Below are 19509 nucleotides of genomic sequence, written 5' to 3' on the forward strand. Positions count from 1 at the left end.
ACTACTATCTGTTGGCTGAACTTTTTTGCATAATTTAAAGTCTTAAACCTGCTGAGGCCTTTTCTATCCAGGATAGCAAATTACCTTAAATAAATTAGGTATGTAAGAGAATTGAATTCATGATGAAAAAAGAGAAACATTTTTTAACTATATTAGCTATGAGTATCAGTCTTTCACTCATAAATATACCTGCAGTAAGTCATGCTGCATCAATGCCACCAATTGCTTTATCATCTGGTCAAGAATTACCTAGCCTAGCACCAATGCTAGAAAAAGTACTTCCTGCCGTAGTTAGTATTCGTGTATCTGGAACACGTGTTCAAAATCAACAGCTACCCGAAGAATTTAAATTCTTTTTTGGGCCCAACTTTCCCTCACAACAACAAAGTATTCGCCCTTTTGAAGGATTAGGCTCCGGGGTTATTATTGATGCTGAAAAAGGTTATATCCTAACTAATAACCATGTCATCGATAATGCTAATAGCATCCAAATTCAGCTTAATGATGGCAGAGAAATTGACGTTAAGCTTATCGGCCGTGATCCTCAAACAGATATCGCCCTATTACAAATCAAAGATTCAAGTACAGCAAATCTGAAAAAATTGAACTTAGTGGCGATTAAAATAGCTGACTCCAATAAACTGCGAGTTGGTGATTTTGCTGTTGCTGTTGGTAACCCTTTCGGTTTAGGTCAAACAGCAACATCAGGCATTATTTCTGCATTGGGTCGTAGTGGTTTAAATGTAGAAGGTCTGGAAAATTTTATTCAAACTGACGCTTCTATTAATAGAGGTAACTCAGGTGGCGCATTAGTTAATCTCAATGGTGAACTAATTGGTATTAATACCGCTATTTTAGCGCCTGGTGGGGGTAATATTGGTATTGGCTTTGCCATTCCATCCAATATGGCTAAATCTCTTAGTGATCAAATTATCAAACATGGTGAAGTAAAACGTGGATTGCTAGGGATCAAAGGCACTGAAATGACTTCTGATGTAGCGAAAGCATTGAAGATTGATGTGCAAAAAGGGGCATTTGTCAGTGAAGTGATACCAAATTCTGCAGCAGCTAAAGCAGGCATTCAATCTGGTGATATTTTGGTTTCGATTAATAACAAATATATCAATAGCTTCGCTGAATTGAGAGCTAAAATTGGCACTAGTGAAATCGGTAAGCAGATCACCATCGGTCTACTACGTAAAGGCAAGCCAATGGAGGTGAATGTTACCTTAGAAGATAGTGATTCCAGCAGTACGAAAGCCGAAGTTTTAACCACGTCACTAATGGGAGCCACTTTAAGCAATAGTACAATCAAAGGCACTAAAGGTGTCAAGGTCGATAACGTTTCGTCTAATTCACCTGCAGCCATGCTTGGCCTGGCAAAAGGTGATCTTATTATTAGTGCCAACGAACAACGGATAGAAAATATTAATCAACTGCGTAAAATTATTGAAACTAAACCTACCGCTTTAGCATTAAATATTTTACGTGGTGATCAAAATATCTATTTATTACTTCGCGGTAATAATATATTCAATTAATCACCCAGCAAACAGGTACTGTTAACTATCATACCTGTTTGTATTTATGGTATCCTGCTATTTTATTATCTCGTTTATCTTTTATTACAGAATACTTACTATGTTCATCAAGCTTTTTCGTGCCGTCATTGTAGGGCTTGTTATCGCTACTATTTTGCTAATGGCTATTCCATCTATACGCCCAAAAGGACTCACTGACCTCCTTGACGGTAAAAAAGATGAGCAACCAATTAGTTATAGTAAAGCGGTACGTAGAGCAGCACCTGCAGTTGTCTATGTTTATAGCAGCGGGACCGGTAGTTTTTCCCAAAATGGGCGCGAATTAACTGCATTAGGCTCTGGTGTCATTATGAGCAGTAACGGTTATATTATTACCAACAGACATGTCGTTAATAACGCGGATCAAATTCAGATTGCACTGCCTGATGGATTAATTTTTGACGCACTCATCGTTGGCTCAGATAGCTTAACAGACTTGGCTGTTTTAAAAATAGACGCCGAAAATCTTCCTGTGATTCCGATTAACCCACAACGTAAAGCGCACGTTGGCGATATCGTGTTAGCCATCGGTAACCCCTATAATTTAGGACAAACAGTGACACAAGGAATTATTAGCGCCACTGGACGGGTAGGACTTAGCCCTACCCGCCGACAGAATTTTCTACAAACCGATGCGTCTATTAATCATGGAAATTCAGGCGGAGCGCTAATTAATACTGAAGGTGAATTGATGGGAATTAATACACTCTCATTTGATCATTCAGAAAATGGTTTTACGCCTGAGGGATTAGGTTTTGCTATTCCAACAGAATTAGCAACTAAAATTATGGAGAAACTTATTCGTGATGGGCGAGTGATCCGCGGTTTTATCGGTATCACTGCGCGGGACTTACCCCGTATTCGCTCCAACAATAACGATATTAATCAAATTAAAGGGCTACGTATTTTTCAGGTCGCGGCAAATGGCCCGGCAGAAAATGCTGGTATTCAAGTCGGTGACATTATTATTTCTGTTAATGATCAACCGGTTATCTCGGCTGCGGAAACAATGGATCAAGTTGCTGAAATTAGTCCGGGCAGTATCGTCCCTGTCACACTACTGCGCAACGAAAAAACAATGACTGTCCACGTTAAAATTGAAGAGTACAATGAAGGTAAATCATTACTACAATAAGTAAGAATCAGCAGTCTAACAAAGCTACTGATTTTTACCTTAGTAAAATAGCAGGTTATATTTTCTTTGCAGTAATACGTTCTATATTGGCCCCTAAACTACGTAGCTTTTCTTCTATTTTCTCATATCCCCTATCGATATGATAAATCCGATCAACAGTCGTTTTTCCTTTCGCAATACATCCAGCAAGTACTAAACTAGCAGATGCCCGTAAATCGGTAGCCATGACTTGTGCACCCATAAGTTGTTCAACACCATGACAAACAACGGTATTTCCTTCTATTTCCGCATGGGCTCCCATACGAATTAACTCAGGGATATGCATAAAACGATTTTCAAAAATAGTTTCTGTTATTGTACTAACACCTTCAGCCACTAAATTAAGTAAGCTAAATTGTGCCTGCATATCGGTTGGAAAGCCTGGATGCGGTTCTGTTCTGATAGTCACTGCTTTTGGCCGCTTACCATGCATATCCAGCTGGATCCAATCCTCGCCAATTTCAATCTCTGCACCCGCCTCACGTAATTTAGCTAATACTGCATCCAATGTAGCTGGTTTAGTATTGCGACAGATTACTTTACCTCCAGAGATAGCAGCTGCAACCAGAAATGTACCTGTTTCAATCCGATCAGGTAAAATTCGATAAATACCACCACCTAAGCGCGCAACTCCTTCAATAATAATGCTGTCAGTACCTGCACCCGTGATCTTTGCCCCTAATGAATTTAAAAAGTTGGCTGTGTCTTCAACTTCAGGTTCACGAGCTGCGTTTTCAATAACGGTTTTTCCCTCTGCCAGAGTTGCAGCCGTCATAATAGACACGGTGGCGCCGACACTAACTTTATCCATAACAATATTGGCGCCTTGCAAACGACCATCGACCGATGCTTTAACATAACCTTCATCTAAGGTAATTTTGGCACCAAGTTGTTCAAGCCCGGCAATATGCAAATCAACTGGACGCGCACCAATCGCACATCCTCCCGGTAAAGATACTTGGCCTTGACCGAAACGAGTCACTAATGGCGCCAAAGCCCAAATAGATGCACGCATCGTCTTGACTAATTCATAAGGAGCACAAAATTTATTAATACCTCGTGCGTCAACAAAAATAGCGCCATTACGCTCAACTTTTGTACCTAACTGATTAAGTAATTCAATTGTTGTATCAATATCTTTTAGCTTTGGAACATTTTGTAATTCAACGGGTTCTTCTGCTAAAAGCGATGCAAACAATATCGGTAGTGCCGCATTTTTTGCACCAAAAATCGAGACCTCTCCCATCAAACGGGTTGGCCCCTTCAATCGAAACTTGTCCATCTAGAAATTCTCTATGAGTAATATTTATATTATTAATGCAAAAGTATAGTCTTAAAAACCATTAAGCTTACGATCTCTTTTCCATTCCGCGGGGGTATAAGCTTTAATTGATAATGCATGGATCCGATTATCTGCAATATATTCCATTAGTGGTGCATAAATCACTTGCTGCTGCTTAACCCGACTCATACCGTCAAACATTTCACCAACAGCAATTATTTGAAAATGACTACCTTCGCCATTGACAATCACTTCATCAAGTTTCAATTGTTCTATTAATACTTGCTTTATTTCATTTGTATCCATAATTAAACTCAACTCTAACATTAAAAGACAATCCATCTATCCTAATCGATCTATCATCTGCTGCAAATCAAACAAAACGCCCTTGGCATAAAAATGCACAAGAGCGTTTGCTTTATATATAAACTATTTTTAAAATTTATGACCCAATTAGTTCATAAAATCCTCAAGTTTATAAAGCCTAATAAGGGTCTTAAAACGCTCACTAATACCTTCAAATACCCATTTATTCTCTGACTGCTGTTCTGATTTTAACCTAATAAACATAGCGAGTCCGGTAGAATCGATATGAGATAACTGGGAAACATTAATCGCATTAATACCTTTTAGCAACTGATTTCTCTGTTGCCAAAAAGCGGGTAGAGTATCACGATCAAGCTCACCGGTTAAAATCAACATTTGACCTTTCTGCTCCCAAGTCAACATGGGTATCATGATTTTTTATTTTCCAGCGTAATGGGATTTTTTGCACTATTGAGCAACACTTGTGTCAAACCGTCAATACCTTTAGTACGTAAAATATTAGCCCATTCGTTTTGTTTAGTTGTAATTAAACTAACACCTTCAGTAATCATATCATAAGCCTGCCAATAGCCAGTTTTGCTATTTTTACGCCATTGAAAATCAAGACGTACAGGTGGTCGGCCCTGTGGATCGGTAATTGTTACCCGAATAGCAACCACATTCCTATCACCCAGCGGTTGTTCAGGCGCAATTTGATATTGTTGCCCATGATACATTGCCAAAGCTTGCCCATAAGCTTGTTCCAAATAGGCTTCAATCGCCTGAAAATAAGCATCCCGTTGTGACGGGGTTGCACTACTATAATAAGATCCTAAGACTAATGCTCCTGCATACTTAATTTGTACATAAGGCATAAGTTCTTCACGAACAACCCTGCGTAAGTAATCTGGATTTTGCCGGATCATAGGCTGCTCATTTTTTAAGCGAGTAAAAGTTTTAGCAGCGGCTTCTTGCATCAGTTTATATGGGTTGGTTTGATCTATCGCCATCGCAAACGGAGCAACCACTAACAAAGCCACTATTAAGAAACGTTTAAACATAAAATAGGTTCCTTTTCTTATCATATTAGATTGTTCATCATGGTGTCGTGGAAGATTTTTCGTTATTTCCGGAAACTGAGCTTGCTCTATTCGAACGATTAGGATCGCCACTTTTATATAAGAATTGCCCAATTAAATCTTCCAATATTATGGCCGGTTTAGTATCTTCGATGCGTCCACCGTCCTTAAGAAAGGTAATTCCCATATCCGGATCATAAAAACCCACATTGAGTGCTAAAAACTGCTCACCTAATAATCCCGCAGTAAGTATCGACAATGAGCTGTTATCAGGAATATTATCATATTGACTAAAAATCGCTAAGGTAACACGTGGCGTATAAGTTTTCTTATCCAACATAATATCGACTATTCGGCCAACCACCACACCACCTATTTTTACCGGCGAGTTTACTTTCAATCCGCCTACATTGGTAAAAGAGGCAGTAACTTTATAAGTCGGTTGATTACCAAATGATTTAATATCTGCAACTTTTAAACATAAAAAGACAATTGCAGCTAATGCAATCAAAACAAATAGTCCAACTAGAATTTCACTTTTCTTACTTTGCATGAATTAATTCCCAAACATCAGTGCAGTAAGCACAAAATCTAAACCCAACACAGCTAATGAAGAATGAACAACGGTTCTGGTTGTTGCACGACTTATCCCTTCCGATGTTGGGATGGCATCATAACCATTAAATAAAGCTATCCAGCTGACTGTAAAAGCGAATACCACACTTTTAATAAAACAGTTGAGAATATCCTTTTTCCACTCAATAGCAGATTGCATCGATGACCAAAAAAAGCCTTCATCAATTCCTTTCCAATCGACACCGACTAGCGCACCACCTAATATGCCTACGGCGACAAAAATTAATGCCAGTAATGGCATACTGATCAGTCCGGCCCAAAAACGTGGCGCGATAACTCGACGTAATGGATCAACCGCCATCATTTCCAAACTAGAGATCTGCTCTGTTGCTTTCATCAATCCTATTTCTGCCGTTAATGCAGAACCTGCTCTGCCAGCAAATAAAAGTGCGGTCACCACTGGCCCTAGCTCCCTTAATAAAGAAAGAGCGACCATCATGCCAAGACTGGATTCAGCACTAAACATGGTCAAGACTAAATATCCTTGTAAACCAAGTACCATGCCAATGAATAATCCCGATACAGCAATAATTAATAAAGATAAGACTCCTACATTGTAGAGCTGTTTTATTAATAATGGCCATTGTTTTGCAAATTCAGGTTTGCCAAATAAGGCCCGACATAACAAATAGCCAGCACGACCAAATGTCGCCACCATAGCTAGTGAACGATGGCCTAATGCGGCTAATGTATCAATTAGTATCATCCCATCACCCTAATAAATCTGCTGCATAATTTCCTGACGGAAACTTAAATGGTACCGGACCATCTGCTATACCATCAAGAAACTGCCTAACCCGCGCATCCTTATTTTGTTGCAATTCTTTCGCTGTACCTTCAGCAATAACATGTTGCTCTGCAACAATATAAGCTTTATCCGCTATGCTCAACACTTCTGGCACATCGTGAGAAACAATAACACAAGTAATACCTAATGCATGATTAAGTTCATCAATAAGTTTAACCAAAACTCCCATGGTTATCGGATCTTGCCCAACAAAAGGTTCATCAAATAGAATTAATTGTGGATCAAGGGCAATAGCGCGTGCCAATGCTGCTCGTCGCGCCATACCACCTGATAGTTCAGCTGGCATAAGATTGGCCGCACCTCTCAACCCGACTGCTTCTAGTTTCATCATGACCACTGTTCGAATAATTTCTGCTGCTAAAACAGTATGTTCACGTAAAGGGAAAGCAACATTGTCAAAAACATTCATATCAGTAAACAAGGCACCTGACTGAAACAACATACTCATTTTCTTGCGAGCAGCATAAAGTTCCGCGCGTGATAGTGTTGGAATATTAACACCATCAAACCAAATTTCTCCCTTATCTGGCTGTAATTGTCCACCAATCAAACGTAGCAACGTTGTTTTTCCAATACCTGATGGCCCCATGATTGCCGTAATTTTTCCCCTGGGGATCGTCAAGCTCATATCGGTAAAAATCAGCCGTTGACCCCGAATAAAAGACATATCTTTGATTTCTATGATATTATCTACAGACTTCTTCATGACGATAATAGCCTTTCTGTCTAATTATCATTTAAGTATATTTACTCAGTATGGAACATATTACCTAAAAACTAGCATATATTCGCTATCAATATTATTGCCAATTTTACTTTTGTTCATTACATCGTCACAATAAACAAATTTTCAAATGTCATCATAGTGAAAAATGCTATTTTTTCTAATAATACAACGTACGGATAATATATTGATGACCGCAATACAAAGCGAGTGATATGAAAAAACGAGTCTTACTAAACATCTATTAACCCATATAATTAAATTAGTTATATCAAATTGGGGAATAAAAATGTCTGAAATTGATTTTCAAAAAACAGCGAAGAAGGTATTGGAGATTGAACATAGCGGGCTTGCCAATTTGGAGCAATATATCAATGATGATTTTAACCAAGCTTGTGAACTGATTTTCAAATGTACTGGCAAAGTCGTTGTTATGGGGATGGGTAAATCAGGCCATATTGGCCGTAAGATTGCAGCCACATTAGCCAGTACAGGAACACCGGCTTTTTTTGTCCATCCAGGAGAAGCCAGTCATGGTGATTTAGGCATGATTAGTCGTCAAGATATTGTTCTGGCTATTTCTAATTCCGGTGAGTCAAATGAAATATTAGCACTCATTCCTGTGTTAAAACGCCAACACATTGCGTTAATTTGTATGACAAAAAATCCTGATAGTAGCATGGGAAAAGCGGCAGATTTTCACCTTTGTATCAAAGTACCGCAGGAAGCTTGTCCATTAGGTCTAGCGCCAACAACAAGCACAACCGCGATGTTAGTTATGGGAGATGCTATTGCGGTCGCTTTACTTGAAGCGCGGGGTTTTACTGCTGAAGATTTTGCACTTTCTCATCCAGGTGGCACATTGGGCCGCAAACTTTTATTAAGAGTGAGTGACCTAATGCATACTGGGAAAAATATTCCAAATGTCATGAAACAGGCAACATTACAGCAAGCATTAGTGGAAATTACTCGCAAAAAACTAGGTATGGTTGTGATTTGTAATGAAGAAATGCAAATTGAAGGTATTTTTACCGATGGTGACTTACGACGCGTCTTTGCAATGAATATTGACTTAAATAATGCCAAAATTACCGATGTAATGACAGCCGGTGGTATTAGGGTAAAACCCGATATGCTAGCGATTGACGCCTTAAATTTGATGCAACACCACCATATTACTTCCTTACTGGTGGCAAAAGCAGATACACTTATTGGTGTTATTCATCTGCATGATCTTTTGCAAGCTGGCATCATATAATTATTGGAAATAATACATGAATAATGATAATAAAATCACAACCTGTTATGGCCCAATAGACCAACATATCATTGAAAAAGCACGTCTTATAAAATTACTAATTTGTGATGTTGATGGTGTCATGACAGATGGCTTAATTTATATGGGGAATAATGGTGAAGAACTAAAAGCATTCAATGTAAAAGATGGTTATGGTATCCGCTGTTTACTGACCTCTGCAATTGAAGTTGCCATTATTACTGGTCGTAAAGCTAAATTATTGGAAGATCGTGCCAAAACACTCGGTATTAATTATCTTTACCAAGGGCAAAGTGAAAAAAAATTAGCTTATAATGATCTGATAACCCGATTAAAACTCCAACCTCAACAGATTGCTTATATTGGTGATGATTTAATTGACTGGCCTGTCATGTCGCAGATAGGGCTTTCGGTTGCTGTAGCTGACGCGCATCCAATGTTGTTAAGTAAAGCGCATTATGTTACATATCAAGCAGGCGGCAAAGGTGCGGTACGTGAAATTTGTGATCTGATCCTGCTTGCTCAAGATAAGATAGAAAATGCCCACGGTTTATCAATATAGGCAAAAATGAAACAACGATGAGCAAATTTAAGTTTTGGCTTAACATTATATTAACACTAATTGTTTTAGCGCTTATTGGCTGGAACTTAGCTGATTTTAATCAATCAAAAGCACCCGCTATGGTTGATAACAGCCAACCAAATTATCAAACTGGTAATGCCATTACCCATGTCTATGATCCAATGAGTAAATTGGCCTATAAGCTGATAACGGATGAGACGCACCACTTTTCGAGTAATAAAACCAGCTGGTTTATTAATCCAGTATTAACAACTTATGACACAAAAAGTATCCCCACTTGGGCCGTACGCTCCAATAAAGCCAAATTAACCAACGACAACATGCTCTATTTATATGGTAATGTTCAAGTAAATAGCTTAAATCCAACTTCAGATTTACAAAAAATTTTGACGGAAAATGCCATCGTTAACCTAATTACCCAGGATGTTTCATCTGATGATAAAGTCACAGTAATTGGTATCGGTTTACGATCAGTGGGTATGAAAATGCGCGGTAATATGAGAACGCATACCGCTGAGTTAATTGAAGATGTTAAAACCTATTATGAAATCCCCAATAAGCAAACAGCTCCCGAAGGAAACAACTAAATGATATTGGCAAAAAAGATCTTCATTAATGTAGCATTGACTAGTTCAATATTCATATTAAGCTTGCCAGCAATAGCGCTGAAAAGTGATTCTCAACAACCCATTCAGATTGATTCAGTTAAACAGTCACTTGATTTAGAAAAAAATATTACCACATTTACAGAAAATGTTGTCATAAAACAAGGTTCTATAGATGTTCGAGCTGATAAAGTCGTTGTCACCCGTCCGAACGGCGATGCCAAAAAGATGGTTGTCGAAGCCTATGGTACGCCAGCCAATTTCTATCAATTACAAGATGATGGTAAACCGATCAAAGGTCACAGCGACAAAATACGTTATGAAATGGAGAAAGATCTGGTCATCCTAACGGGTAATGCTTACCTTGAACAACTAGATAGCAATATTAAAGGTGACAAAATTACCTATTTAGTCCCAACCCAACAAATGGAAGCATTTAGTGATAAAGGGAAACGAGTAACGACCATACTGTTACCTTCCCAATTACAAGAAAAAGGCCCTGGGGTAAAAAGTACAAATAATAGTAAGAGTAAATAATAAAAAATGGCGAAATTAACTGCGAAACATTTGGCAAAAACATACAAAAACCGCAAGGTTGTTGAAGACGTTAGCCTGGAGGTCAGTTCAGGTGAAATCGTTGGTTTACTGGGGCCAAACGGTGCAGGTAAAACGACAACCTTCTATATGGTAGTTGGTATCGTTCCTCGTGATACTGGAAAAATTGCTATCGACGATGAAGATATTAGTTTGCTGCCGCTTCACGAACGGGCTCGTAGGGGAATAGGTTATTTACCACAAGAAGCCTCAATATTTCGCCGGCTAAACGTTTACGATAATCTGATGGCTGTATTAGAAATTCGTAAAGATTTAACATTCGAAGAAAAACAGCAACGTGCCGAAGAATTGATGGAAGAGTTTAGTATTACTCATTTGCGAAATAACCTCGGTCAATCACTTTCTGGCGGGGAGCGTCGCCGGGTAGAAATAGCCCGGGCATTAGCGGCTGATCCTAAATTTATTCTTTTAGATGAACCTTTTGCTGGTGTTGATCCGATTTCAGTATTAGATATAAAAAAAATAATCCAACACTTGAGAGATTATGGTTTAGGCGTATTAATAACCGATCACAATGTGAGAGAGACATTAGATGTCTGTGAACGTGCTTACATTGTCAGTCAAGGTCATCTTATCGCTCATGGAACTCCTAAAGCGATTTTAGAAAATGAACAAGTCAAACGCGTCTATTTGGGAGAAGGTTTCCGCCTCTAACCGTGACTAATTAAAGTTGGTAAATTTTTTTATTATGTTATTCCCAAGAGGCTAAGCCAATTTTATGAAACAGAGTTTGCAACTCCGACTCAGTCAGCAGTTGGCGATGACACCACAGCTACAACAAGCTATTCGTTTGTTGCAACTTTCAACATTAGAACTTCAACACGAAATTCAGCAAGCTCTTGAAAGCAATCCTTTACTTGAACAAGATGACCTCTACCAGGAAATTGAAACATCAGATATTAATGATAACGAGCCAGCGGCACTAGATAGTTTTGACGCCATCGAACAAAATGATGTGCCAAGCGAATTACCTTTAGATACTAATTGGGAAGAAATTTACCCCTCAGATAACTATCCAACTCTAACCAATAATTTTAGTGACAATGATTTTCCTATCTACCAAGGAGAAACATTGCAAACGTTGCAAGATTATTTATCCTGGCAAGCATCATTAACACCTTTTACTGAAATAGATGCCGCGATTGCCACCGCCATTATTGATGCTGTGGACGATTCCGGCTATTTAAGCACCACTATTGAAGATATTTACGCGGGTTTAGCCCTAGCAGATATTACCCAGGAAGAAGTTGAAATTGTATTAAAACGGATCCAGCACTTCGATCCGATTGGCGTCGCAGCCAAAAATTTAAAAGACTGCTTACTAATTCAGTTATCAGCGTTACCTCGCGAGACTCCTTTTCTAAAAGAAGCTAAACTGATAATTAACGACCATTTAGAATTACTTGGCAATCGTGATTTTCGGCAACTTAGCCGAAAAACCAAATTAAAAGAAACGGCCTTGAAAGAAGTTATCGCTATGATCCAACGATTAGATCCTAAACCTGGGCAAATCATTCAAACTAATGAACCACAATATATTGTCCCCGATGCTCTGGTGCGCAAAATAGATAATGACTGGCAAGTAGCTCTAAATACTGAAAACATTCCACGCTTAAAAATCAATCAACATTATGCTTCTCTAGGTAAATACTCTGATAATGAAGAAGATAACCAATTCATCCGTAACAACTTACAAGATGCAAAATGGTTAATAAAAAGTTTAGAAAGTCGTAATGAAACTTTATTAAAAGTTGCCCAATGTATTGTTGAAAATCAACAACAGTTTTTTGAATATGGTGAAGAGCATATGAAACCTATGGTACTAGCGGATATTGCTTATCAGGTTGATATGCACGAATCGACGATTTCCCGTGTCACATCGCAAAAATATCTACATAGTCCAAGAGGTATTTTTGAACTGAAATACTTTTTTTCTAGCCATGTTAACACTGATACCGGAGGAGAAGCCTCTTCTATCGCTATACGCGCGCTAGTAAAAAAACTCATTGCGGCAGAGAACCCTGCAAAACCCTTGAGTGATAACAAATTAACGAGCATACTAGCAGAACAGGGTATTCAAATTGCTCGTCGTACAGTTGCTAAATATCGAGAGTCTCTATCCATTCCACCCTCGAATCAGCGTAAAAAACTGATTTGAATTAACTGAGAAGGAAGATACTATGGAATTTCAAATTACTGGCCAAAATATTAAAATTACAGAAGCATTACGCCAAACCGTGGAAGAAAAGTGTTCAAAATTTGAACAACATTTTGACCATATCAATGCTATTCATGTAATTTTAAAAGTACAGAAATTTAATCAAATTGCTGAGGCAACGGCGAAAGTAAATGCAGCAGAACTACATGCTTCTGCTCAAGAAGATGATATGTATGCGGCAATTGATGCCATGGTAGAAAAAATGGTGCGCCAGCTTACTAAATACAAAGAAAAATTGAAACAACATTAATCTGTGTTATTAAACAACAAGGGCACTATGACACTAAATGTAGATTATCGATGTTAGTATCGTCCATGCCAGATATTCATTATGGATATCTGGTATAATTGCCCTAAGTGAATAAATCCAATGAACAGTGAAAAAAAATTATCATTAAGCTCGGTATTAACACCATCATGTACACTAAATAATGTACATTGTACGAGTAAAAAACGAGCACTAGAAATTATTAGTGAAGTTGCTGCAATTGCACTGAATGTACCTGAAAGTGTCGTTTTTGACTCATTATTAACCCGTGAAAAAGTCGGCACAACCGGTATCGGTGGAGGTATTGCAATCCCACATGGCAAATTAAATGAAAACAATTCATCCGACGCAGTTGGTGTTTTTCTCCATTTAGATGAACCTATTGCTTTTGATGCCATTGATAATCAGTCAGTCGATTTACTGTTTGCATTATTAGTTCCTTCAGAGCAATGTAAAACACATTTACATACTCTCTCTTTAATTGCCAAACGGTTAGCTGATAAGAACCTATGTCGTCGTTTACGCGCTGCGCAAAGTAATGATGAACTCTATAAAATCATTACTGAATAACTGGTTTCTAAAAATCTAAGCCAAATAATGATTTTTCATTGTGAAGAAACTTAAGGGGTATGACTCATGGTGCTGATGATAGTCAGTGGCCGTTCTGGTTCAGGTAAATCAGTTGCTCTACGGGCACTGGAGGATATGGGTTTTTATTGTGTTGACAATCTGCCCGTTATTTTACTGCCAGAATTAGCAAATTCACTTGCTGAACGACAAACTTCTGCGGCCGTGAGTATCGATGTTCGTAATATGCCAGACAACCCAACAATTTTCGAGAATGCGTTAAAAAATCTACCGGCTAGTTTTTCCCCACAATTACTTTTTCTTGATGCAGATCGTAATACGCTGATCAGAAGATATAGTGATACACGCCGTTTACATCCACTCTCCAATAAAAATTTATCATTAGAAAATGCTATTGATGAAGAAAATGATCTATTAGAGCCACTCCGCTCACGCGCAGATTTAGTTATCGACACCTCTGAAATGTCAGTACATGAACTGGCTGAAATGCTTAGAGCTCGTTTATTAGGTAAACGGGAACGTGAATTGACCATGGTTTTCGAATCCTTTGGCTTTAAACATGGTATTCCGATCGATGCAGATTATGTGTTTGATGTCCGTTTTTTACCTAACCCACATTGGGATCCTAAATTACGTCCTATGACAGGTCTAGATCGTCCTGTTGCTGCCTTTCTTGACCGACACACAGAAGTGCATAACTTTATCTATCAAACCCGTAGTTATCTTGAATTATGGTTACCAATGTTAGAATCTAATAACCGTAGCTATTTGACGATTGCTATCGGTTGTACCGGAGGTAAACACCGTTCAGTTTATGTTGCCGAACAACTGGCTGATTACTTTCGTTCTAGAGGCAAAAATGTTCAGTCGCGTCATCGGACGTTAGAAAAGAGAAAGTCATGACTGTCTATCACCGCATTATTATAAAAAATCAACAGGGTATGCATGCCAGGCCAGCAATGATGCTCTGTGAACTAATCCAACAATTTAAATCTACAGTGCTGTTGCGCAATTGCCATAATATAGAAGCTCAAGCAGATAGTGTTATAGCGATGTTAATGTTAGACTCAGAACAAGGTAGTTATATCGATATTGAAGTAACCGGTCCAGATGAAGAGCAGGCACTAGCAGCAATTATTCAACTTTTTCATCATAAACTTGAAGACGATTAACCAGTCTCTTTCAAAAAGTTTAATTAAATCAACGTTATTAGACAGCCACTTTTCACCGCTATCAACTACCTCAAAATTACGCGATATCTGCTAACACTATTATTCTTTCAATGCCATTTAATATACTGTGGCAAATTGAGTAAAAGTCATTCTGCCACACTAAAATGCTACTGAGTTGGCATCAACCCCATCGATAACTTCTCCGTCATCTGGTAATTTCTGCTCTTGCTGTAAATGCCTATCATTTTAACCGTTCAATCCGGCCAAATCTTCTCATTCAACGACAGCAATTATTAGCAAAATTTACTGACCAGCAACATGCATTTCTGGTAATAATACCGAACCACATTGAATATTACTGCGAGTTTCAATATCGTTGCCTATTGTTACGATATTAGCCCACATCTGTTTTAGATTGCCAGCAATAGTAATTTCACTGACAGGATATTGTATTACGCCGTTTTCAACCCAAAAACCGGCTGCTCCCCGAGAATAATCCCCCGTTACCGAGCTAACTCCCTGCCCCATCAATTCAGTAACAACTAACCCCGTCCCCATTTCTCGCAATAAAGCAGTAAAATCTAACCCCTGGCCGGCTATATGCCAGTTATGAATACCACAAGCATGACCAGTACTCTGTAAGCCAAGCTTACGTGCTGAATAACTGGTCAATAACCAAGTTTGTAATATCCCTTGCTCAATAATATTACGTTGACTAGTGTTCACACCTTCACTATCAAAGGGAGATGACGCTAGTCCGCTAATCAGATGTGGCTTCTCCTTAATGGTTAACCAAGAAGGAAAAATTTGCTTACCAAGGCTGTCTAATAAAAAAGAGGATCTACGATAAATACTTGTACCACTAATCGCACCAACCAGGTGACCAAATAAACCGGTTGCTACCTCAGCAGCAAAAATGACCGGTGTCTTCATAGTTGATAATTTACGCGGTGAAAGCCTGGCGACAGTTCGGCGAGCAGCCTCCTGTCCAACCCATTGAGGTGATTGCAAATCCTCTAATCGAGGGGCAATGGAATAAGCATAATCGCGCTCCATTCCATCATTCTCCTGAGCAATCACACAACTTGACATTGAGTGCCGACTGGAGCAATAGCTCTGTAACATTCCGTGAGTATTACCAAACACTCTAATGCCATAATGACTATTAAAACTTCCACCTTCAGTATTTTTAATTCTTTTATCCGCATTTAAAGCCGACATCTCCGCTTGACCTGCCAATTGGATCGCTTTTTCAGCATCAATATCAAAGGGATAAAAGAGTTTTAAATCAGGTGATTGATAAGCCAAAAGGTCAGCGTCTGCCAAACCAGCAAAAGGATCTTCCGAAGTATACTGTGCAATATCAATAGCGGCTTGCACAGTACGCTTAATCGCTGTTGGATGTAAATTAGTGGACGATGCACTACCTTTACGTTGTTTATGATAAACCGTAATGCCAAGAGCACCATCACTATTAAATTCAATATTTTCAGTTTCACCAAAACGTGTACTTACACTGATACCTGTTGATTTATTAATAGCCACTTCAGCTGCATCACAACTCTTTTTGGCGATTGATAATGCATATGCAACTGTTTCTTCTAATTGTTTACGTTGTAATAAAACCTGTTCCGTCAAACTCATTGATATCATCCAAAAATAGAAAATAAAATCAACTCAACCAATACCTATCTTCAGCAGAAAATAAATCCTCTGTAGCATTAAATCTATTTTCCCAGTTACAATAGATATAAGATGTTAACATACCAGACGACAGATTATTCTGAAATAAAATAATCCGACGTCTTGCTAAGAGGAAAACCGCGATGGCAAAACAGCCCGATAACTGGTTCGATGATAACGCCAATAATATCGATAAGGATGAAATCATCTGGGTCAGTAAAAGCGAAATCAAGCGTGATGCCGAAGCGCTAAAAAAGCTGGGAGCAGAACTGGTTGAACTTAGTAAACATGAACTAGAACGTATCCCCCTTAATGATGAACTACTAGCAGCTGTTGAATTAGCGCAAAAAATTAAGCGTGAAGGGCGACGACGCCAGCTACAATTTATTGGTAAATTACTCAGAGCGCAAGATCCTCAACCTATTTATGATGCGTTGGATAAGCTAAAAAATCGGCACAATCAACAAATCGCCATATTACATAAACTTGAAGCTTTACGTAATCAATTATTAGAGAATGGCGATAATGCAATTGAAGATGTAATACGTTTATTTCCCTTAGCTGATCGACAACAGCTACGGACATTAATTCGTAACTGTAAAAAAGAAAGGGAGGCAAATAAACCGGCTAAAGCCTATCGCCAACTCTTTCAATACCTAAAAACACTATCTGAAAGTGCCTAAGCTGGATTAGATTGGGAGGCTCGGCAATGAAATATGAATTGCCCTCCCAATGTTTGTTCAGCTTCTCTAAAAACCGTTATCAGCTCAGCAAATTCTGTTAACTGATATTCATTTATATGAGAAAAAATAACCTCTACCGGTAAAGCAATTCCACCAGTCAACATATCCCAAAGTGCATCCAAATTTTGGCCAAACCATTTTGGTAATTCAAAAACCAATATCGCTTTTTGATAAAAGTCATTCAGATTGTCTATTTCACGAAAATCAAATTCAACACAATGCATCATTTAATTCACTCTTGAAAAGGTTTTATAATGATCTAACGTCACATAAATCAATCCATCTGATGAATAAAGCAATCTATCACTAGCTCGATGACCACAGTGATAATTGATATCGGCTTCATACCATTGGCGATCTGGCGCAGCAGGTAGCAATTTTTCTCGGTTGTTGTATCTATCGCCACCAATCGCTTTACCCGGCACAACTTGACATAAATTACCTGCCCTTGGATCCCAACCACTTTGTCGTGCTTTTCTTTTTGTAATATAAAAGTCTGGTAATCGATGGTATTGCCTTAGATAATTAACCACATTTTGCTGTGCGGTTAACTTATCAATATTATGGACAGCCGTGGGCGCTACTGTTTGCCCTATTATGTCTGCCTGCTGCCGACTATGCCATTTAAAGTAAACGCCTGCCCCTATTAATATGGCTAATATTAGCAAGATAACAATTTTTTTATTCATCCAATCATCCAAAAAATTTATTATGCTGTTCCACCAACCGTCATACTATCGAGCTTTAATGTGGGTTGGCCCGCACCAACAGGAACACTTTGCCCTTCTTTGCCGCAAACACCAATCCCGCTATCAAGTTTGAGATCATTACCAACCATTGAAATCTGCTGCATTGCTTCTCGCCCGGAGCCAATTAATGTTGCTCCTTTTATCGGTTTTGTGATTTTCCCTTTTTCGATCAAATAGGCTTCCACAGTCGAAAAAACAAATTTGCCCGAAGTAATATCAACTTGCCCACCAGCAAAATTAGGTGCATAAATACCACGATCAACACTGGCTATTATCTCTGCCGGGGTTGATTGTCCGGCTAACATATAAGTATTTGTCATACGAGGCATCGGCAAATGCGCATAAGATTCACGCCGACCATTACCGGTTGGCACAACCCCCATCAAACGAGCGTTCATTTTGTCTTGCATATAACCTTTTAAAATACCATTTTCAATCAAGACATTATATTGTCCCGGTACACCTTCATCATCGATGGCTAAAGATCCTCTACGACCGACTAGAGTGGCACCATCAACCACGGTACAAAGTGGTGAAGCAACTTGTTGACCTACTTTTCCACTAAAAATAGATGTGCCACGCCGATTAAAATCACCTTCAAGACCGTGGCCGACTGCCTCGTGTAGTAAAACACCTGGCCAACCAGCACCGAGTACCACAGGCATTGTGCCTGCCGGTGCAGCAATTGCGGTAAGATTAACCAATGCTATGCGGACAGCCTCTCGAGTATAATATTCCGCCCGAACTTCACCTTGCTCTGTTTCAAGAAAATATTGGTAACCATAGCGCCCACCACCACCACTACCAGCACGCTCACGCTTGCCGTCATGTTCCACTAACACACTGACAGATAAGCGTACTAATGGACGAATATCAGCCGCTAACGTGCCATCTGTTGCTACGACCAGAACATGTTCATAAACACCAGATAGCGTTACATCGACCTCTTGCACACGAAGATCTTCGGCTCGGGCAACTTGATCAACACGCTGCAACAATGCGATTTTCTCTTCCGGGCTCATTGTTTGTATAGGATCAATCGCAGAATATAAATGTTTAAAATTAACCTTACTAATTAGACATGCTTTGCCCTTCCCAGCCTGATTTACAATGCTTCGAGCCGCATTAGCACTTTGCTGTAGTGCCTGTAAAGTTATCTGATCGGCATAAGCAAATCCAGTTTTATCATCACGAATAGCGCGAATACCTACACCCTGATCAATATTGTAGGATCCTCTTTTAATAATTCCGTCTTCCAATCCCCATGCTTCATGACAACTCGATTGAAAATAGAGATCGGCATAATCTAAATGTCGCTCGGCAAGTGATTGTAAAACATCTTGCAGATGTTGATGATTAAGATCGTTTGATGTCAGCAAATATTCACTAACAGAGGTTAAACTCATATTTATTTACTCTT

At 38.9% G+C, this 19509-nt stretch carries 24 protein-coding genes; 13 read left to right on the top strand and 11 right to left on the bottom strand.

The window, feature by feature from the left end; all coding sequences use genetic code 11:
- Positions 1–122: 122 nt before the first annotated feature.
- Together AACL31_RS17220 and degS are read left to right on the top strand one after the other, a co-directional pair.
- The gene (locus AACL31_RS17220; RefSeq protein ID WP_310511891.1) at positions 123–1541 is read left to right on the top strand and encodes a Do family serine endopeptidase; all 1419 of its coding nucleotides are present in this window, start codon (positions 123–125) and stop codon (positions 1539–1541) included.
- A 100-nt stretch (positions 1542–1641) separates the two neighbouring features.
- The gene (degS, locus tag AACL31_RS17225; RefSeq protein WP_310511854.1) at positions 1642–2715 is read left to right on the top strand and encodes an outer membrane-stress sensor serine endopeptidase DegS; all 1074 of its coding nucleotides are present in this window, start codon (positions 1642–1644) and stop codon (positions 2713–2715) included.
- A gap of 55 nt (positions 2716–2770) precedes the next feature.
- On the opposite strand, the gene murA is transcribed toward degS, so the two are convergent.
- The 7 genes from murA to mlaF form a co-directional block, all read right to left on the bottom strand.
- A complete protein-coding gene (gene murA, locus AACL31_RS17230; RefSeq protein ID WP_310511855.1) occupies positions 2771–4036 on the bottom strand; it encodes a UDP-N-acetylglucosamine 1-carboxyvinyltransferase in 1266 nt (421 codons plus the stop codon).
- Positions 4037–4087: 51 nt separating this feature from the next.
- Positions 4088–4342, bottom strand: coding sequence for a BolA family iron metabolism protein IbaG (gene ibaG, locus AACL31_RS17235; protein ID WP_032115713.1), 255 nt, complete (start codon positions 4340–4342; stop codon positions 4088–4090).
- 147 nt (positions 4343–4489) lie between these two features.
- A complete protein-coding gene (gene mlaB, locus AACL31_RS17240; RefSeq protein ID WP_032115669.1) occupies positions 4490–4774 on the bottom strand; it encodes a lipid asymmetry maintenance protein MlaB in 285 nt (94 codons plus the stop codon).
- Positions 4771–5403 (bottom strand): phospholipid-binding protein MlaC, encoded by a 633-nt coding sequence (mlaC, locus tag AACL31_RS17245; protein ID WP_310511856.1) that lies wholly within the window; start codon positions 5401–5403, stop codon positions 4771–4773. Before mlaC ends, mlaB begins: the two co-directional genes overlap by 4 nt.
- Positions 5404–5440: 37 nt before the next feature.
- Positions 5441–5974: an outer membrane lipid asymmetry maintenance protein MlaD gene (mlaD, locus tag AACL31_RS17250; RefSeq protein WP_310511857.1), complete on the bottom strand. Its 534-nt coding sequence runs from the start codon at positions 5972–5974 to the stop codon at positions 5441–5443.
- 3 nt (positions 5975–5977) lie between these two features.
- Complete coding sequence (gene mlaE, locus AACL31_RS17255) at positions 5978–6760, bottom strand: lipid asymmetry maintenance ABC transporter permease subunit MlaE (protein WP_032115712.1); 783 nt, start codon at positions 6758–6760, stop codon at positions 5978–5980.
- Positions 6761–6767: 7 nt separating this feature from the next.
- Positions 6768–7571 carry a phospholipid ABC transporter ATP-binding protein MlaF gene (gene mlaF / locus AACL31_RS17260; protein ID WP_310511858.1) on the bottom strand — a complete coding sequence of 268 codons (804 nt, stop codon included), beginning with the start codon at positions 7569–7571 and terminating at the stop codon, positions 6768–6770.
- Positions 7572–7878: 307 nt separating this feature from the next.
- Here mlaF and kdsD point away from each other — a divergent pair, with 307 nt between their 5' ends.
- From kdsD to npr, 10 genes are all read left to right on the top strand, one after another.
- Positions 7879–8847 carry an arabinose-5-phosphate isomerase KdsD gene (gene kdsD / locus AACL31_RS17265; protein WP_409013920.1) on the top strand — a complete coding sequence of 323 codons (969 nt, stop codon included), beginning with the start codon at positions 7879–7881 and terminating at the stop codon, positions 8845–8847.
- A gap of 16 nt (positions 8848–8863) precedes the next feature.
- Complete coding sequence (kdsC, locus tag AACL31_RS17270) at positions 8864–9427, top strand: 3-deoxy-manno-octulosonate-8-phosphatase KdsC (protein ID WP_310511859.1); 564 nt, start codon at positions 8864–8866, stop codon at positions 9425–9427.
- 17 nt (positions 9428–9444) lie between these two features.
- Positions 9445–10035 carry an LPS export ABC transporter periplasmic protein LptC gene (gene lptC, locus AACL31_RS17275; protein WP_310511860.1) on the top strand — a complete coding sequence of 197 codons (591 nt, stop codon included), beginning with the start codon at positions 9445–9447 and terminating at the stop codon, positions 10033–10035.
- A complete protein-coding gene (gene lptA, locus AACL31_RS17280) occupies positions 10036–10590 on the top strand; it encodes a lipopolysaccharide ABC transporter substrate-binding protein LptA (protein ID WP_310511861.1) in 555 nt (184 codons plus the stop codon).
- Positions 10591–10596: 6 nt separating this feature from the next.
- Positions 10597–11322: an LPS export ABC transporter ATP-binding protein gene (lptB, locus tag AACL31_RS17285; RefSeq protein ID WP_032115663.1), complete on the top strand. Its 726-nt coding sequence runs from the start codon at positions 10597–10599 to the stop codon at positions 11320–11322.
- Between the two features lie 64 nt (positions 11323–11386).
- Positions 11387–12826, top strand: coding sequence for an RNA polymerase factor sigma-54 (gene rpoN, locus AACL31_RS17290; RefSeq protein WP_310511862.1), 1440 nt, complete (start codon positions 11387–11389; stop codon positions 12824–12826).
- 22 nt (positions 12827–12848) lie between these two features.
- Positions 12849–13136, top strand: a complete 288-nt coding sequence (gene hpf / locus AACL31_RS17295; protein WP_310511864.1) for a ribosome hibernation-promoting factor, HPF/YfiA family — start codon at positions 12849–12851, stop codon at positions 13134–13136.
- 120 nt (positions 13137–13256) lie between these two features.
- A complete protein-coding gene (gene ptsN, locus AACL31_RS17300; RefSeq protein WP_032115660.1) occupies positions 13257–13724 on the top strand; it encodes a PTS IIA-like nitrogen regulatory protein PtsN in 468 nt (155 codons plus the stop codon).
- A 66-nt stretch (positions 13725–13790) separates the two neighbouring features.
- Positions 13791–14645 carry an RNase adapter RapZ gene (rapZ, locus tag AACL31_RS17305; RefSeq protein WP_180816359.1) on the top strand — a complete coding sequence of 285 codons (855 nt, stop codon included), beginning with the start codon at positions 13791–13793 and terminating at the stop codon, positions 14643–14645.
- Positions 14642–14914 carry a PTS phosphocarrier protein NPr gene (npr, locus tag AACL31_RS17310; protein ID WP_310511865.1) on the top strand — a complete coding sequence of 91 codons (273 nt, stop codon included), beginning with the start codon at positions 14642–14644 and terminating at the stop codon, positions 14912–14914. Before rapZ ends, npr begins: the two co-directional genes overlap by 4 nt.
- A gap of 303 nt (positions 14915–15217) precedes the next feature.
- On the opposite strand, the gene pmbA is transcribed toward npr, so the two are convergent.
- A complete protein-coding gene (gene pmbA, locus AACL31_RS17315) occupies positions 15218–16558 on the bottom strand; it encodes a metalloprotease PmbA (RefSeq protein WP_310511866.1) in 1341 nt (446 codons plus the stop codon).
- Between the two features lie 182 nt (positions 16559–16740).
- Between pmbA and yjgA the strand changes: the two genes are divergently transcribed.
- Positions 16741–17280, top strand: a complete 540-nt coding sequence (gene yjgA / locus AACL31_RS17320) for a ribosome biogenesis factor YjgA (RefSeq protein ID WP_310511867.1) — start codon at positions 16741–16743, stop codon at positions 17278–17280.
- On the opposite strand, the gene AACL31_RS17325 is transcribed toward yjgA, so the two are convergent.
- From AACL31_RS17325 to tldD, 3 genes are read right to left on the bottom strand one after another with little or no spacing between them, the layout of a single operon-like run.
- Positions 17277–17567, bottom strand: coding sequence for a barstar family protein (locus tag AACL31_RS17325; RefSeq protein WP_238565690.1), 291 nt, complete (start codon positions 17565–17567; stop codon positions 17277–17279). The genes yjgA and AACL31_RS17325 overlap by 4 nt on opposite strands.
- Positions 17568–18029 carry a ribonuclease domain-containing protein gene (locus AACL31_RS17330; RefSeq protein ID WP_310511868.1) on the bottom strand — a complete coding sequence of 154 codons (462 nt, stop codon included), beginning with the start codon at positions 18027–18029 and terminating at the stop codon, positions 17568–17570.
- A gap of 20 nt (positions 18030–18049) precedes the next feature.
- Positions 18050–19495, bottom strand: a complete 1446-nt coding sequence (gene tldD / locus AACL31_RS17335; RefSeq protein WP_339053444.1) for a metalloprotease TldD — start codon at positions 19493–19495, stop codon at positions 18050–18052.
- Positions 19496–19509 lie beyond the last annotated feature (14 nt).

This window comes from Arsenophonus endosymbiont of Crataerina pallida (genome assembly GCF_964020125.1).
Classification (GTDB): domain Bacteria; phylum Pseudomonadota; class Gammaproteobacteria; order Enterobacterales; family Enterobacteriaceae; genus Arsenophonus; species Arsenophonus nilaparvatae.